The sequence below is a fragment of the Tamlana sp. I1 genome, from assembly GCF_015355625.1.
Taxonomy (GTDB): domain Bacteria; phylum Bacteroidota; class Bacteroidia; order Flavobacteriales; family Flavobacteriaceae; genus Pseudotamlana.
Genome location: NZ_JACLAF010000010.1, coordinates 104676 through 122278, shown reverse-complemented (window position 1 = coordinate 122278; position 17603 = coordinate 104676). Strand labels below are relative to the sequence as shown.

The 17603-nt window shown below is 34.6% G+C and carries 12 protein-coding genes; 7 read left to right on the top strand and 5 right to left on the bottom strand.

Translation table 11 applies throughout. The annotated features are described in order from the left end of the window. Nucleotides 1–34 precede the first annotated feature (34 nt). From pheT to H6X70_RS10700, 5 genes are all read right to left on the bottom strand, one after another. Nucleotides 35–2464 (bottom strand): phenylalanine--tRNA ligase subunit beta, encoded by a 2430-nt coding sequence (gene pheT, locus H6X70_RS10720; RefSeq protein WP_194767686.1) that lies wholly within the window; start codon nucleotides 2462–2464, stop codon nucleotides 35–37. Nucleotides 2465–2699: 235 nt separating this feature from the next. Beyond that, nucleotides 2700–3791: an acyltransferase family protein gene (locus tag H6X70_RS10715; RefSeq protein ID WP_194767685.1), complete on the bottom strand. Its 1092-nt coding sequence runs from the start codon at nucleotides 3789–3791 to the stop codon at nucleotides 2700–2702. A gap of 13 nt (nucleotides 3792–3804) precedes the next feature. Then, nucleotides 3805–5121 carry a sugar MFS transporter gene (locus tag H6X70_RS10710; RefSeq protein WP_194767684.1) on the bottom strand — a complete coding sequence of 439 codons (1317 nt, stop codon included), beginning with the start codon at nucleotides 5119–5121 and terminating at the stop codon, nucleotides 3805–3807. 30 nt (nucleotides 5122–5151) lie between these two features. Further along, on the bottom strand, nucleotides 5152–5874 hold the full coding sequence (locus H6X70_RS10705; RefSeq protein WP_194767683.1) for a LytR/AlgR family response regulator transcription factor: 723 nt from the start codon (nucleotides 5872–5874) through the stop codon (nucleotides 5152–5154). Further along, the gene (locus H6X70_RS10700) at nucleotides 5871–6917 is read right to left on the bottom strand and encodes a sensor histidine kinase (RefSeq protein ID WP_228530335.1); all 1047 of its coding nucleotides are present in this window, start codon (nucleotides 6915–6917) and stop codon (nucleotides 5871–5873) included. Before H6X70_RS10700 ends, H6X70_RS10705 begins: the two co-directional genes overlap by 4 nt. A 233-nt stretch (nucleotides 6918–7150) precedes the next feature. Between H6X70_RS10700 and H6X70_RS10695 the strand changes: the two genes are divergently transcribed. The 7 genes from H6X70_RS10695 to H6X70_RS10665 all read left to right on the top strand — a co-directional run bounded on the left by H6X70_RS10695 (nucleotide 7151) and on the right by H6X70_RS10665 (nucleotide 17598). Beyond that, complete coding sequence (locus tag H6X70_RS10695; RefSeq protein WP_194767682.1) at nucleotides 7151–10264, top strand: SusC/RagA family TonB-linked outer membrane protein; 3114 nt, start codon at nucleotides 7151–7153, stop codon at nucleotides 10262–10264. 4 nt (nucleotides 10265–10268) lie between these two features. Then, nucleotides 10269–11879: a SusD/RagB family nutrient-binding outer membrane lipoprotein gene (locus tag H6X70_RS10690; protein ID WP_194767681.1), complete on the top strand. Its 1611-nt coding sequence runs from the start codon at nucleotides 10269–10271 to the stop codon at nucleotides 11877–11879. A gap of 156 nt (nucleotides 11880–12035) precedes the next feature. Beyond that, nucleotides 12036–13913, top strand: a complete 1878-nt coding sequence (nagB, locus tag H6X70_RS10685) for a glucosamine-6-phosphate deaminase (protein ID WP_228530340.1) — start codon at nucleotides 12036–12038, stop codon at nucleotides 13911–13913. Between the two features lie 7 nt (nucleotides 13914–13920). Beyond that, nucleotides 13921–14346 (top strand): hypothetical protein, encoded by a 426-nt coding sequence (locus tag H6X70_RS10680; RefSeq protein ID WP_194767679.1) that lies wholly within the window; start codon nucleotides 13921–13923, stop codon nucleotides 14344–14346. A gap of 17 nt (nucleotides 14347–14363) precedes the next feature. Then, nucleotides 14364–16412 carry a beta-N-acetylhexosaminidase gene (locus tag H6X70_RS10675; protein WP_194767678.1) on the top strand — a complete coding sequence of 683 codons (2049 nt, stop codon included), beginning with the start codon at nucleotides 14364–14366 and terminating at the stop codon, nucleotides 16410–16412. A 2-nt stretch (nucleotides 16413–16414) separates the two neighbouring features. After that, a complete protein-coding gene (locus H6X70_RS10670; protein WP_194767677.1) occupies nucleotides 16415–17266 on the top strand; it encodes an N-acetylglucosamine kinase in 852 nt (283 codons plus the stop codon). Next, entirely contained in the window at nucleotides 17263–17598 is a 336-nt protein-coding gene (locus tag H6X70_RS10665; RefSeq protein ID WP_194767676.1) for a hypothetical protein, read from the top strand. Before H6X70_RS10670 ends, H6X70_RS10665 begins: the two co-directional genes overlap by 4 nt. Nucleotides 17599–17603 lie beyond the last annotated feature (5 nt).

Below are 17603 nucleotides of genomic sequence, written 5' to 3'. Positions count from 1 at the left end.
TTAAACACCTCCACAACTAAACGAATAAATATTTTTACCTCAATTCTGCTCCCAGTTGTGTTTCAAAACTGTTTTGAAGCTTCTTCATTATTTTATCAATTTGCTTGTCGTTAAGCGTTTTGTTTTCATCTAATAAAGTGAAACTAACGGCGTAACTTTTTTTACCTGCTGGCAGATTTTTACCTTGATACACATCAAATAAATTAACGTCTTTAAGGATTTGTTTTTCACTTTGTTTTGCAAGCTTGTAAATCGCTTCAAATGTTACGTTTTCATCTAATAACAAAGCGAAATCGCGACGTACTTCCTGAAATTTAGGAATGGCCTTAAACTTGATTTTATTGTGTTTTACCACTTCTAAAATCGCATCCCAGTTAAAATCGGCGTAAATTACTTCTTGTGAAATATCGAAATGCTTCAGAATTTGTTTTTTAACAATACCAAAATCAACCAACTTATTTTTTCCTAAGCTGATGGTTAATCCTTCTGAAAATAAATCGTTTGCAATTGGGGTTTCTTTTATTCTAGAAATACCTAAACGCTCTAAAATGCCAATAATAAGCCCTTTCATTAAAAAGAAATCACTTCTTTTACTTGGAGCGTGCCATTTTTCGGCACTTTGGTTTCCAGTTACAAAAAGCGATAAATGCTTAAATTCTTCACGTTTATCATCGCCGTAACCATGGTAGGTTTTTCCGAATTCGAAAAATTTTAAATCGCCTCGTTTTCTGTTGATGTTAAATGAAATAGATTCTAATCCAGAAAACAATAATGATTGTCTTAATACCGATAAATCGCCACTTAAAGGATTTAGCATGCTAATGTTATGTTCCTCCTTTAATTGCTCGCTTAAAGCCACATAATTAGGTGTGGTTAACGAGTTTGAAAGAATCTCGTAAAACCCTTGAGACGCTAATTGATTACCTATAATATTCTGGATTTTATAATCTTCAAAGCGAGAGGTTGTTGAAATTGAAGCGTTTAATTTCTCGGTTGTTTTTATGTTATTGTAACCGTAAACACGAAGAATTTCTTCAATAATATCAGCTTCACGCTGCACATCATTTCGGTATGCAGGTACGGTTAAACCTAAGCCAGTTTCGGTAACATTGTTTATTTTAATTTCTAATGAAGATAAAATACGTTTTATGACTTCCTTCGGAATTTCTTCACCAATCAATTTTTTAGCATTGTCGAAACTTAAACGCACTTCAAAATCTTTAACTTTAGTTGGGTAGAAATCTACAATATCACTAGTTATTTCACCGCCAGCAAGTTCTTGAATAAGAAGCGCTGCACGTTTTAAAGCATATTCGGTGATATTTGGGTCGATACCACGTTCAAATCTGAATGACGCATCGGTATTTAAAGCATGACGTTTTGCTGTTTTACGAACGCTAACAGGGTTGAAATAAGCACTTTCTAAAAAGATGCTTGTCGTTCCTTCTGAAACACCAGAATGTGCGCCACCAAAAACCCCAGCAATACACATAGGTTTTTCTGCATCGCAAATCATTAAATCATCTTCATGTAATTCACGTTCCACACCATCTAAAGTCACAAATTTGGTGCCTTCAGGAAGTGTTTTTACTTCAATTTTATTGCCTGTAATTTTAGCAGCATCAAAAGCGTGTAGGGGCTGACCTAAATCGTGAAGCACATAATTAGTTGCATCAACAATATTGTTTATCGGACTTAAACCAATGGCTTTTAAGCGGTTTTGTAACCAAGACGGCGATGGTTTTACTTTTATTCCAGAAATGGTTAAACCGCAGTAACGTGGCGCCAAATCTTTATTTAGTACATCGACATCTATTTTTAAGATGCGACTATCTACTCCAAAAGCACTAACCGATGGGGTAATTAATTCAACGTTAATATCTTTTTGTGCTAAACCAGCTTTTAAATCTCTAGCCGTTCCAAGGTGACTCATGGCATCGGCGCGATTTGGTGTTAATCCAATTTCAAAAACTTGGTCGTTTTCAATATCAAATAACTCGGCAACAGCGGTTCCTACTACTACATTTTCATCTAAAACAAGAATACCATCATGCGATTTTCCTAAGCCTAATTCGTCTTCGGCACAAATCATTCCATGACTTGATTCGCCTCTAATTTTTCCTTTTTTAATGGTCCATGCTTCGCCTTCTTCAGTATAAAGCGTTGTGCCAATAGTGGCAACAGGCACTTTTTGCCCAGCAGCAACATTAGGTGCTCCACAAACAATTTGAATAGGTTCAGCTTCACCAATATTTACCGTAGTTACTTTTAACTTATCGGCATTAGGGTGTTTTTCGCAGGTTAATACCTCGCCAACAACAACGCCTTCTAATCCGCCTTTTACAGATTGAAACGCATCAAGCCCTTCAACTTCAAGTCCTAAATCGGTAAGTAATTCGCTAGTTTGTTCTGGTGTCCAATCTGTTTTTATAAATTGTTTCAACCAATTGTATGAAATCTTCATAAATGTCTATCCTAAATTAAAGGCTGCAAAGATAAAATATTGAAGCAAGCATTCAAACAAAGCGTTACGATTTAAAACTATTATTTTTAAAAGGTGGAAAATGTGCTCTTCTCCGCTCGAACACCCTAATAAAAAATTTTAGATTTTACCTTAAATTTAAAAGGTAACGGTCTTTGGAGCGTAGATTATAAGTATTTTTATATCAACACTCTATGTTGTCGTCTTCGCTTCCTACTTAAACCTTTATAAATATCTTTTTCTGAAACATAATATACCCTAGAAGCACATAAAAAGCAACCACAACAAGTGCGTAAAATAACGAAGCGAGTTTAGCACTAATAAGTTCAGGGAAAAATAAGGTTTGGTAAAGCCATGAATGGATATTGTGGTTTTCTCCCAGTTTAATGGTATACATGATTTTAGAGATGAAACTCGATAGAAAATAAATGGTAATGGCATTGGTGCCCACGTATTTAAAAAGCGTCCCAAATTGGTAGTGTTTAATGTCTTTAAGATAATAAATAATAGCCAAAAATAAAGTGCCCCAACCACTGGTTACCAATACAAAACTACTGCTCCAAATGGCTTTGTTTATTGGAAAAATGATATTGAATAGATAGCCAGAAACAAGTAAAATGCCTGCGATTCCAAAAAGTGTTTTTATATGTTTAAGACTGTCTAAAACCTTTCCGATTAAAACACCAATAAGACAAGACACTATGGATGGAATGGTGCTAATCAAGCCTTCTGGATCGTAATCTGGTTGCCACATATGGCTTCCTAAAATAGTAGAATCGATGTAATTTGCCCAATTGTTTGGAGCTCTGTTGAAGGTTGGAGCTATACCGTTTTCAAAAGGCACAAAACCTAAAAACAACCAATAGGCCAATAAAATGGTTATGCTAATGCCCAATAAAACTTTCCAATTGAAATTAAGGTAAAGTACAGAAGCGATAAAAAAAACGATACCAATACGCTGTAAAACCCCTGGAATTCGTACGGTTTCTAAATCGACTATAAAAGGTAAAAGTGGCGTAAAAATGTTAAGGAATAACCCTAAACCAATAAGTTTTAAACTTCGTACGGCAATTTTTTTATAAGTTGAAGTTGAATTGGGTTTGTTTTTATAGGCAAAATAAATAGAGATGCCTACAATGTATAAAAAGAACGGAAAAATTAAATCGGTAGGGGTTAACCCATGCCATTCGGCGTGCAATAAAGGCGCATAGACATGCCCCCAGTCTCCAGGAGTGTTTACCAAAATCATGGCAATAATGGTTATGCCTCTTAAAATATCAACGGATTCTATGCGCTTTTTTGCTGTCATTTTGAAATGGTATTTAAGATTTTTTTAATCCTACTTTATGTCCTAGAAAGGCATAGTAAAGAATAATGAGGTAACATGGTAATAAAATCCAATAGCCTGAATTTGCAGAAGTCACTGTTGCTTCAGCTTCACTTACGCCATTAAGAATTAAATCGGCTTTAAAAATATCTACCAGTTTCCCATATAAAACGGGCAGGATAGCGCCACCAGAAATGGCCATAATAAGTAGGGCAGAGCCTGTTTTTGTGAATTTCCCTAAACCTGTTAATGCTAAAGGCCAAATGGCAGGCCAAACTAAAGCGTTTGCAATACCAAGAGCTGCAACAAAAAACACCGATGTAAATCCTGTTGTAAACACAATACAAAAAGATAAGATAACTCCTAAAATAGCACTGGCTTTTAAGGCCATAGACTGACTTACGTATTTCGGAATTAAAAACACACCTAAGGCATAAGTACCCACCATAAACATAAGCGTGTATAGGGTGAAATATTTCGCCTGTTCTACAGGAATATCTAAGGCAATACCATAAGAAATAATGGTGTCTCCGGCAATTACCTCAACGCCTACATAAAGGAATAAAGCTAAAACGCCCAACCATAAATGCGGAAAATGAAAAATACTAGATTTTGTTTTTTCGCCAGTTTCAGAAGGCTTTAAAGGTTCTGCTTCAACATTTGGTAAAGGTGCTTTTAAGATTAAAACTCCCAATAAAAATAGCACAATAGCCATAGCGATATATGGTGTAACTACGCTATCGGCCATGGTGTTTAATAAAGTGTCTTTTTCGGCAGCATCAACAAGGGTTAGTTTGTCTTTAATTTCATCGATTCCCGATAATAATATCGCTCCAAAAATCACAGATCCTAAAGCACCAGCAACTTTGTTGGCAATACCCATAATAGCGATGCGTTTTGCAGCACTATCAATTGGTCCTAAAATGGTAATGTATGGGTTTGATGCTGTTTGTAATAAGGTCATACCCGCACCTTGAATAAAAATAGCGGTTAAAAACATCCAATAGGTTCTAGCTTCGGCAGCAGGAATAAAGACTAAGGCGCCTAATGCCATAATAATTAAGCCAACAGACATGCCTTTTTTATAGCCAATTTTATTGATGATGTATGAGGCAGGCAGTGCCATAACCACGAAAGAAATATAGGAGGCAGAAGCGACTAAATACGATTGCGCATCGGTAAGCTCGTTAATGGTTTTCATGAAGGGGATAAGGGCACCGTTAATCCAGGTTACAAATCCGAAGATGAAAAAGAGTCCAGCTATAATCATTATCGGGACTAAGCTGTTTTTGTTTTGTTGGTTATTAGTCATGGTTAAGTTTTTAAATTTTATTTATTTATGTTAGTTTTCTTTATCGTCGTTTATATTAAAAATGCGCTCTTTAGCTTGTTTGGTGTAATTGCGCCCTATGGGGATTTTCCGATTTGAAATTTCAACAGTATTGCCTTCTAAAGCACTTATTTTATTAATGGAAACCGTGTAAGAGCGATGAATACGCATGAAATTTGATTGGGGTAATTCTTCAGTAATGGCAGAAAGTGATTTATGCACCACATAATCGCCAATTTTGGTAATTACTTTGATGTAATCCTTTAAACTTTCAATGTATAGAATGTCGTTTAAATTGATTTTGAGTAACTTCTTATTAACTTTTAAAAAGATATGTGGTTCTTGTTGCAGGCTTGCATCCGCGGAAGCGCTATTTACATAAACCTGCTGATAGATTTTATTCATTGTTTTTAGAAAGCGATTAAACGGAATGGGTTTAACCAAATAATCTAAAATATTGAGTTCGAAACTTTTTACAGCATATTCACGATACGCCGTGGTAATAACGATTAAAGGCTTGTAACTTAGGTTTTCAATAAAGGTAAAACCCGTCATTTGTGGCATATTAATATCCAGAAAGATAACGTCTATCTTTTCTTGTTCTAAAACACGGTAAGCTTTTAGCGGGTTATTGAAGGTTTCAACAATTTCGACATGATCAAAATTCTTCAAATGATTTTCAATCACTGTTATTGCTAAAGGTTCGTCGTCAATAATTAGGCATTTAATCTTCATGAAATCGGGATTTTTAAATACAGTTTATAAATATCACCTTCAATTTTAGAGTCTAAAACAAAGTTTTTCGAAAACATCAAATATAAGCGTCGTTTAGCATTTTCATTACCTATACCTCGGTTTTCTTCATAGGGTAAATTGGGGTTAAAATTATTTATTAGGGTTACTTCCAAATAGCCTGTGTTTAATACTTCAAAGCTCATTTTTAACTTTAGTTTATCGCAGCCTTTCATGCCGTGTTTAAAGCAGTTTTCAACAAAGGAAAGGAGTAATAATGGCGGTACATAAACATCTTCAAGATTGCCTGTAATGTCCATTTCAACTTCCACGCGATCATCAAATCGTAAACGTTCAATATCGATATAGTTGTTAATATGACTTATTTCATTTAATAAATTGGTTTTAGAGCCATCAATATCATAAAGCACATATTGCATTAATTCTGATAGTTTTATAACGAGTTTTGGAGCGTTATCGGACTTTTGAAGCGTTAATGCGTATAAATTGTTAAGTGTATTGAAGAAGAAATGTGGCTGAATTTGTGTTCGCAAATATTTAAGTTCGGTGCTTAATTGAAGTTTGGCTAAGTTTTCGTTTTTCTTTTTTTCTAAAAACCATTCTACTACAAATTTTATGGCGGTTACAAACGAAATCACATACAATTCGCCTATAATCACATCTACAATATAATTAATGTCGAAAAAACTGGAAGGCAAGTTAGATTCTGGAAAAATTTCTTCGGTTACTAAGGTGTAATTTAATCCGGTTCTAACAATATAAACCAGAATTAAGATTAACACCATAATCGATAAATAGGTTTTATACTTTTTGCGAAGGATGAATTTCGGGATTAAATAAAAGATGTTCCCATATACTATAATAATATGGATGGTAAATTCTACTACATTAGATTTGAAGGAATATAGATAATCATCAAAATAGCTTCCCCACCTTAAAACATTTAAAGTAAAGTACACCAACCAAAACATAACATGGTATCTGATAGGGATGGTTGTAGACGGAAATTTTTTATCTGATGACAAAATGATTCTTAGGTTTTTGCGAGTTTTGGTGAAAAAACGCTATTAATATTCAACAATTTTAGTGATATATTCATTAACTAGCAATAAAATAGTAAATAGTTTATTTAGCGAAAATCACTTATCGAATATTAAATGTTGTCTGTGTGTAAAATGCTGTCGTTTATATAAATTTTTTTAAAACTATTTTAATAATAGATAGTTTGGCTAAACTAATAAAACAAAATAATCAAATTATGAAACAAAACTTACAAAAACTACTCTTGTTTTCTTTCCTAGTCTTGGCTGTTCAAATATCATTTGGACAAGAGCGGGTAATTAAGGGAACAGTAACTTCGAAAGCAGATGGTATTCCGCTACCTGGAGTTAATGTAATAGTACAAGGAACAACTCATGGTACACAAACAGATTTTGATGGAAATTATTCGCTTACAGCAAATGCTGGCGATGTTATAAGTTTTTCTTATTTAGGAATGACCGATGTTTTGGTTACTGTTGGCCAATCGGACACGATTAATGCACAACTAGTTGAAGATGCCGAGCAACTTAATGAAGTTGTTGTAACGGCTTTAGGTATTAAAAAGGAGAAAAAAGCACTTACATATTCTGCACAAGAGGTTGGAGGCGACGAATTAACCCGCGTTAAGCAAACCAACCCTATTAATAGTTTATCTGGTAAATCTGCCGGATTAACTATTACAAGAAGTTCTTCAGGATTAGGTGGTGCTACTAAAGTGGTATTAAGGGGTAATTCATCTACGTCAAATAACGATCCTTTATATGTTATTGATGGAATTCCTATGTTAAATAGTGGTAATGGCTCTAACGGTAATGAACCTGGAACCGATATTTTTGGTAGTCAAACAGGTAACCGTGATGGTGGTGATGCTATGTCGTTAATTAACCCAGACGATGTAGAGAGTATGACTGTTTTAAAAGGAGCATCAGCTTCGGCGCTTTACGGAAGTCAAGGTGCAAACGGGGTGATTTTAATCACCACTAAAAAAGGAAAAGACGGTGCATTGGCCGTAAATTTCAACTCTAGTTTTACTGTAGATAATGTAGTTTCATTACCAAAATTACAATCTGAATACCAAAGTAAATCTGTAGGACAACCTGTTGCTCAAAACGGAAATGTTTCAGACCCAATGTCTTGGGGCGCTAAAACAAGTGGTTTAACTAACGAGGCTAGAGATTTTTTCCAAATGGGATATACCTCAATTAATGCCTTGTCTTTAACTGCAGGTAATGCTAAAGCACAAACGTATTTCTCTTATGCCAATACGGTTGGCGATGGTGTTATTCCAGGGAATACCCTTATAAAAAACAATATTACATTAAGAGAAACGGCTAAGTTTTTAAAAGATAAAATTGATGTTTCTGCAAGCATTAACTTATCAGATCAACGTATTGGTAACCGTCCAACAAATGGTTTATACGCCAACCCATTAACTGCCGTATATTTAAATCCAGTGGGAATTAGTAGAGATACTTATAAAAATAAATATGAGTATTTTGATAAAGATTTAAACCAAATGGATCAGTACGCAACATCTTTTGCTGAAAATATTCAACAAAATCCATATTGGTTAATTAACCGTAGCCCGAGTAAAGATATAGCACAACGTGTATTAGCAAACGTATCTGTAAAATATAATATTACCGATGCCTTCTCTTTACAATCTAGAGCGAGTTTTGATAAATCATTCTACACCTACGAGAAGAAACAATATGCAGGAACAGATATTGCTAACTCAGGATCAAACGGACGTTATATTCTTGAAAAAACAGAGAATACACAACAGTACATCGATTTAATTGCGAGTTATACTAAAGATTTTTCAGATGACTTTACGTTCACAGGACTTTTAGGAACTAGTTTAACAAAATATAAAATTGGAGATCAAACGTTTTTAGATTCTGGTCGTGATGGAAAAGGACTTAATTACCCTAACTTCTTTGCTATTCAAAATTTTGAAAATACTAATAATATTCGCCAAGGTGTTTCTGATAGAGAAGTACAATCTGTGTTCGGATCTGCTAACTTTGGGTTTAAAGACATGTTGTTTTTAGATGTTACGGGTCGTACCGACTGGTCTTCAACTTTAGCAAATACCGATAGTTACTCATTCTTTTATCCTTCAGTAGGTTTAACAGCTGTTTTAACTGAAATGTTTGATATGGGCGATGGAGTTTCTTTTGCGAAAATTAGAGGATCTTATGCGGAAGTAGGTAAAGATATTCCAGTAGGCGCAACATCACCTTTATATTATATTAATCAAACTAACACCAATATTTCAATTGTGCCATTTGCACCAATTGAAGGTGAAACATTAAAGCCTGAAAGACAAAAAGGTTATGAAATTGGTACAGAATGGCGTTTCTTCCAAAGCCGTTTAGGGTTAGATTTTACGTATTATAACTCTAAAACTTACGATCAGATATTTTTCATTAGAGCTGAACCTAATTTACATGGTTATTCTCAGAACATCGTTAATGCAGGTGAAATTTCTAATGCAGGTTACGAGATTGTTTTAAATGCTAAACCTGTTGTTACAGATAAGTTCTCATGGAGTACTGCATTTAACTATGCACAAAATGATAACAAAGTGGTGTCTGTTCACCCTTCATTAGAAGGAGGAGAAGCTATAATTACGGCACCTGGAGTAAACGGTTATGGGTATTCATTAATTGAAGGTGAAGACTTTGGTAGTATTAAAGCACGATCTCTAATTAGAGATGAAAACGGAGTGCCAGTAGTAACTTCAACAGTTGAAAATAATGGGTCAATTAGTTATGCATTACAATCTACCGAATTTGAAACTGTTGCTCACGCACAACCAGATTTTACATTAGGATGGAATAACGATTTCGAATTTGGAAACTTCCACTTAAACTTTCTTGTAGATGGTAAGTTTGGAGGACAGGTTATGAGTGTAACCGAGGCAATTAACGACCAATATGGTGTGTCTCAAAACTCTGCCAATATAAGAAATACTAATAATGGAATGGTAAATGTAGTTGATCAAAATGGTGTTGATGCACAAATTACAGCGCAAGATTATTACAATGCCGTTGGGGGCCGTGCAGGTATGTTGGGTGAATATGTTTACGATGCTACAAACGTAAGTTTACGTGAATTATCAGTAGGTTACAAATTACAATTGCAAGACAGCGCCATTGAAAATGTTAACTTCTCATTAATAGCTAACAACCTTTTCTTTTTCTATAAAAAGGCACCATTCGACCCAAACATCACTTCTAGTACAGGTATGGGATTACAAGGGGTGGATATTTATAACCAACCGTCTACTAGAAGTATCGGGTTAAACATTAACATAAATTTCTAAGAAAATGAAAAATATTATAAAATATACTTTGGCAGCAGTTGCAGCCATAAGTTTATCAAACTGTACTGGAGATTTTGAAGAAATCAATACCAATAGGTATGGATATTCTGATGAAGAATTAACACAACAAAACAATCATATAGGATCTGGGTTTTCAACAATGTTCGATAATATTATTAGAACAAATCCAGGTTGGAACTACCAATTACAACAAAACCTTAATGCCGATATCTTTTCAGGGTATATGGCTTCACCAACACCTTTTGCAGGTAATATTAATAACCAAACGTATAGTTTAGTTGATGGTTGGAACGGTTTTATATGGAACGATGCTTACGATGGGAATGACGGAAATGGAGTTATTCCATTTGGACAACGTATAAATGATATTGTAGAAGCTTCAGGGAATGCTAATAGTATGTTATTCATTTATTTAGCAAACACGATTAAAGTTATGGGGATGCATCGTGTATCTGATATTTTTGGTCCAATACGTTACTCTAAATATGGTGATTATGAGACCACAGGGGAATACGACTCTCAGGAAGTAGCTTATAAAACATTTTTTAAAGAATTAGATGAAGCAGTTGATGGACTAGAAGCTTTTGAGGGCAACTTACAGTTTGTTCCTTTTGATAAATCTAATTTTTCTAAAGCAGAAGTAGGAAAAGCGAATATAGCAAGGTGGCGTGGTTTTGCTAATGCTTTACGCTTACGTTTAGCGATAAGAGTGTCTAAAGTAGATCCTGTTTTAGCAAAAACTGAAGGGGAGAAATCCTTATCAAGTAATGCCGGATTCTTAGAAAACGGCGATATGCGTGTTGGTATGAATGGTTTTTCTCATCCGCTAATGGAAATTAGTAATGGTTGGGGCGATATTGCCATGAGTGCAGAAATGGAATCTATTTTAAAAGGTTTTAACGACCCTAGAATTTCAAGTTATTTTTCGGCTCCTGCTGATGTTACTTTAGGTAACTTTAAAGGTGTTCGTCAAGGTATTAAAATTGATGCAAAATCAGAATATGGTTCACATTCCTTATTAGGTCCTTTTATTGCTGAACCAACAAAAATCTGGATGACTCAAGCTGAAGTACATTTCTTAAAAGCCGAAGCCGCTTTAAGAGGTTGGGCAGGAGCAGGTGATGCAAAAGCGAACTATGAGGCTGGAGTAAGAGCGGCATTCAATCTTGCAAGTGCTAGTAATGTTGATGCTTATTTAGCCGATACAACGAGTACCCCAGCCGATTATGTTGATGCTAATAATCCTGCAAATAATTATGCGTATCCTAGCGATGTTAAAATTGCTTATAATGCAGCAGGAACACTAGAAGAACAATTAGAGCAAATTATCACCCAAAAATGGATTGCCATGTTTCCTGATGGACAAGAGGCTTGGAGTGAATTTAGACGTACAGGTTACCCAAGAAAATTTCCTGTAGTAGTAAATAATAGTGGTGGTACAATTGATACGGACATACAAATACGTCGTATTAATTTCGTACAAGCCGAAAAAGACGTAAATGGTGCAAACGTAGATATTGCTGTAGGATATTTAAAAGGACCAGATACTGGTGGTACAAGATTATGGTGGGACACTGGACTGCCTAATTTTTAATTGTGGTTTTAATTAATCAGTTAGTTTAGTTTGTTGATATGCAGGCGGAAAACTTCGGTTTTTCGTCTGCTTAAACAAAAATGTTATTTAAAAGAAAAAAACAAGTTTATCGTGAAAATTGCAAATCATAAAAATATAACATACACCAAAGCAGGTATGTTTGAAGAAACCCGATTCGAAAAAATACACAATGTTATTTTTACGGAATCGAATGCAGCTTCTGTGCTTGTAGCCAAAGAAATTGCAGATTTAATTCGAGAGAAAGAAGCCCAAAACAAACCATGTGTTTTAGGTTTAGCCACAGGTTCGTCACCTATTAAAGTATACGAAGAATTGGTGCGTATGCATAGGGAAGAAGGATTGAGTTTTGCAAACGTCATTACTTTTAACCTAGATGAGTATTATCCTATGGATAAAGGTAACATACAGAGTTACTTCTATTTTATGCATGAGCATTTGTTCAATCATATCGATATTTTACCAGAAAATATAAACATTCCTGATGGTCTGGTAAGCACCGAAGATTTATATCAATATTGCATTGATTACGAGATGAAAATAAAGGCTGTTGGTGGTTTAGATTTTCAATTATTAGGTATTGGTCGTACCGGTCATATTGGTTTTAACGAACCAGGGTCACATTACAATTCTGGAACCAGAAGCATTACTTTAGATCATATTACACGCGTAGATGCAGCGCCATCTTTTTTAGGTATTGAAAACGTGCCTAGAAAAGCCATTACCATGGGAATAGGTACAGTTTTAGCAGCCAAGAGAATTGTATTATTAGCTTGGGGAGGAAACAAGGCTGAAATACTTAAAGCGACTATTGAAGGTGAGATAACTCCAGAAGTTCCAGCAACCTATTTACAAAATCATACCAATACAACTTTTGTTATTGATGAAGCTGCTGCTTCAGAATTAACGCGCGTAAAAACGCCTTGGTTAGTCACCAATTGTGTTTGGGATGACGATTTAAAACTTAAAGCTGTTGTTTGGTTAAGCGAATTAACCGGAAAACCATTTTTAAAGTTAACAGACAAAGATTATAATAATAATGGGATGTCTGGTTTACTTACTGAAGAAGGTACTGCTTACGATTTAAACATAAAAATGTTTAATAAACTACAGCATACCATTACAGGTTGGCCAGGTGGAAAACCAAACGCCGATGATTCTAACCGACCAGAACGTGCAAGCATTCCTAAGAAACGCGTGATTATTTTTAGTCCGCATCCCGATGATGATGTCATTTCAATGGGAGGCACTTTCGATAGGTTAGTCGAACAAGGACATGAAGTACACGTAGCCTATCAAACCTCTGGAAATATTGCTGTTTCTGATGAAGAAGCTTTAAAATTTGCTGAAATCACAAAATCACTTTGTCCAGAATGTGAAGAAACACAAAGCATTATTAACTTCCTTAAAATTAAAACCGATAACGATATTGATTCTGTTGAGGTGCGTCAATTAAAAGGATTAATAAGGCGTAGCGAATCTTTAGGAGCTACAAGATATTTCGGATTAAAAGATGAAAATGTACATTTTTTAGATTTACCTTTTTACGAAACTGGCACAATTAAAAAGAATAATTTGTCGGAAGAAGATATTCAAATCATGTGCGATTTAATTGATACGATAAAACCACACCAAATTTATGCTGCGGGCGATTTAGCAGACCCACATGGCACACATAAAGTTTGTTTAGATTCTTTGTTTGAAGCTTTAAAAATATTAAAACCAAAACCTTACATGAACGATTGCTGGGTTTGGTTGTATCGTGGAGCTTGGCATGAGTGGGAATCATACCAAATTGAAATGGCTGTTCCTATGAGTCCAGATCAAGTATTAAGAAAGCGTCATGCTATATTTTATCACCAATCACAAAAAGATGGGGTGATGTTTCAAGGTGGCGATTCTAGAGAATTCTGGGTTCGTGCAGAAGATAGAAACCGTTTAACAGCCAAAAAGTATAACGACTTAGGTTTAGCAGATTATGCAGCTATTGAAGCCTTCAAACGTTATCATTTTTAAAAAGAATATGAAAGGATCAATCTTAATAATTTTAGCATTATTCTATTTCAGCTGTAAAAAGAAAGCTTCAGAAATTAGTATCTCAGGAACTTGGAAAATGGTTTATGCTGAAATTATTGAGAACGATTCTATCAAAATAAAAGATTTAAAAAATACAGCATTCATAAAAATTATTAACGATTCGCATTTTGCTTTTTTCAATCAGGAAATTAATAAAAGTGATCGTTTTTATGGCGGTGGAGGAACCTACAGTTTAGTAGGAAACGATTATGTAGAAACGCTAAGTTTTACATCAGTAGAAAACATTAGAAACCATAAGTTTCCTTTTAAAATTCAAATGAAAGGGGACACGTTAATTCAAACGGGTTTAGAACAAATAAAAGAGGCAGGCATTAATAGAATTATAACCGAAAAGTATATAAAAATTAATTGAGCCTTAAATACAATACCATGAAAAAAATTATACTATTCATATTAATCATAAACTTAACAGGGCCACTTGCATTTGCGCAAAAGGCAATAGCTGATAAGTATGATTTAATGCCTTGGCCAAAAGAAATTAGAGAAAACCAGTCTAAATTTGTTATAGACAGCAACCTTACCATCTCGATTCATCCAGAGAATTCAGAACGGGTGCATCATGGCGCAGTTCAGTTTTTAAGACGCTTAACCGATAGAACAGGCGTATTTTTAAATGAAGGTTTTCCCGTGAAAAACAAAAAAGGAAGCATTCAAATTCATTTTGATGAAATCTCAAAACTTAACATACAAAACGACGAATCCTATACTTTAGAGGTATCGAATGCAACCATTCACATAAAAGCTAAAACCGATGTTGGCGCCCTTCGTGGTTTAGCAACATTGTTACAATTAACAGCACATAATGCTTCAGAATATTTCTTTCAAGGCGTAAAAATTACCGATGCTCCAAGATTTGTTTGGAGAGGATTAATGATTGATGTGTCTAGGCATTTTCATTCGGTAGAAGTACTTAAACGCAATTTAGACGCTATGGCTTCAGTAAAAATGAATGTGTTTCATTGGCATTTAACCGACGATCAAGGCATTCGGTTTGAATCGAAAACCTATCCTAAATTAACAGAATTAGCTTCAGATGGTTTATTCTACACCCACGAACAGATTAAAGATGTAGTTGCATACGCAGGGCGTTTAGGCATTCGCGTTATTCCTGAAATTGATGTGCCTGGGCATGCTACGGCTTTCTTAACAGCATATCCAGAATTAGGAAGTAAAGATGATTACACCTATAGCATCGAACGTTTTTCTGGTGTTTTCGACCCTACTTTAAATCCAACAAAAGATATTACTTATACCTTTTTAGAAAATTTATTTAAAGAAATAACACCGTTGTTTCCAGATGATTATTTCCATATCGGAGGCGATGAAAATGAAGGTAAACATTGGGATGAAAATGAAGAGATTCAAAAGTTTAAGCAAAAACATAACTTAAAAACAAATCACGATTTACAGACATATTTTAATGTAAAGCTTGAAAAAATTCTAAATAAATTAGGCAAACGCCTTATGGGCTGGGATGAAATTATGACACCCGATATGCCGACTACGGCAGTAATTCATGCGTGGCGTGGTGAGAACGAAGGTTTAACCAAAGGGGGAGCATTAATTGAGGCTGCAAAACAAGGTTATCAAACAGTCCTATCCAACGGTTATTATATTGATAGGATGCAGTCTATTGCCTACCATTATGGCGTAGACCCGATTGGCGATGTAAAATTAACTAAACAGGAACGTGCCAATGTTTTAGGGGGCGAAGCTACTATGTGGAGCGAGTTAACCACCTCGGTAACCATAGACTCTAGAATTTGGCCACGAACAGCTGCTATTGCCGAACGTTTTTGGTCGCCTAAATCGGTTAACGACTTAGATAATATGAAAAAACGTCTAGAAACCGTGTCGGTTAACCTAGAAGAATTAGGCATTACACATATTAAAAATCAAGCGGTGATTTTAAGAAGTATGACGAATAATCAGGATATTTCATCATTACTTACGCTAACCAAAATTTGTGAGCCTTTAAAAATATATGCTAGAAATGAAGATGGTATAGAGTATAAAACTTATTCATCATTTAATTTATTTGCCGATGCATGTATTGCCGATGCTGCCGATGCTTATGGTTTTAATAAAGCGGTTTCAAATTTTGTAAAGGATTCTAAAAAATACAGCAACACCGTTTTAGAGTATTTAAAACCTTGGTCTCAAAATTATCAGGCATTCTCTCAGCTTGAAAAAAATCCGAAAATAAATGCATTAGAGCCTTTATCTAAAAATGTGGCTGAGGTTTCTAAATTGCTGTTAGAAGCCATACAAACAAAAAATATTACTGCTAAAAACCTTCAAACCCTTAAAAACACCATAGAATTATTAAAAGCACCTGTGGTTGATGTTGAGGTAGCTCTTATTGATGCTTTAAATGATTTATCTCATTATTGTGAGTCAAACTATTTAAAAAAATAATTATGGTTTTAATAGCAGATAGTGGCTCTACAAAATGCGATTGGATTCTTTGCGATGCCTTAAATACAGAGCCAATTCAGATAAAAACAAAGGGCTTAAACCCAGCGATTTTAACTAAAAAGCAGTTCGAGAAAGTTTTATCTAAAAGTGATGAATTAAATCGTATTAAAGATACGGTTACCGATATTAAATTTTTTGGCGCTGGCTGTGGTACAAAGCGTAATCAGAAAAAAGTGAATGCTATTTTAGAATCCTTTTTTCAAAATGCGATAGCCTATTCTAATGAAGATACTATGGCTGCCGTTATGGCTACTACGCAAGATCCAGCGGTAGTTTGTATTTTAGGTACAGGCTCCAATTGTTGTTATTTTGATGGAAAAAACATCCATTTAAAAACCCCATCTATGGGATATTTGCTTATGGATGAAGGTAGCGGAAATTACTTCGGAAAGGAACTCCTTAAAGCGTATTATTACGATACCATGCCTAAAGAATTACAAGTTTTATTTGCTGAATCTTTTAATTTAAAGGAAAAAGAGGTAATAAAACACTTGTATAAATCGAATACACCTAATAAATATTTGGCATCGTTTGCGCCCTTTTTATTAGCGCATAAAAATCATCCATTCTTTAAGGACATGCTATTAAAAGGTATGGGCGTTTTTATAGAAAATCACGTTTTAAAATACAGAGAAACCTTAAAACATGTGCCCATTCACTTTGTGGGTTCTATCGCTTTTTTTGCTCAAGATTATATAAAACAAGCGCTTAAAACAAGAGGCATTCAGGCGGGTAGCTTTGTTAAAAGTCCAATAGATAATATTATTAAGCAACAAATAGATTTTTTAAAATGAATGCATTAACCATGAATTTTGAAAAGAAACCTCAAGTGAAACGTTTTGCTTTTGAAGCTTCAAAAATTGAAACAATGCCAAATTTGGCTTTGTATCATAAATTTATAAATTGGGTGAGTGGCGAATTTGAATTGTATTTACAGGACTTCTCGAAGAATTTTGTTGTTTTTTTTCCTTCGGGAAGTTTATGTATTCAATGTGTTAAATCTGATGCTAATTTTATTCAGTTTCAAATAGATGTTAAATGTCAAAATAAACTTTACGGGACTCGAATTTTCAATCAAACTATCGAGGTCTTAAATCAAGTTTATAAATTGGAATTGCATCATTAAATGAG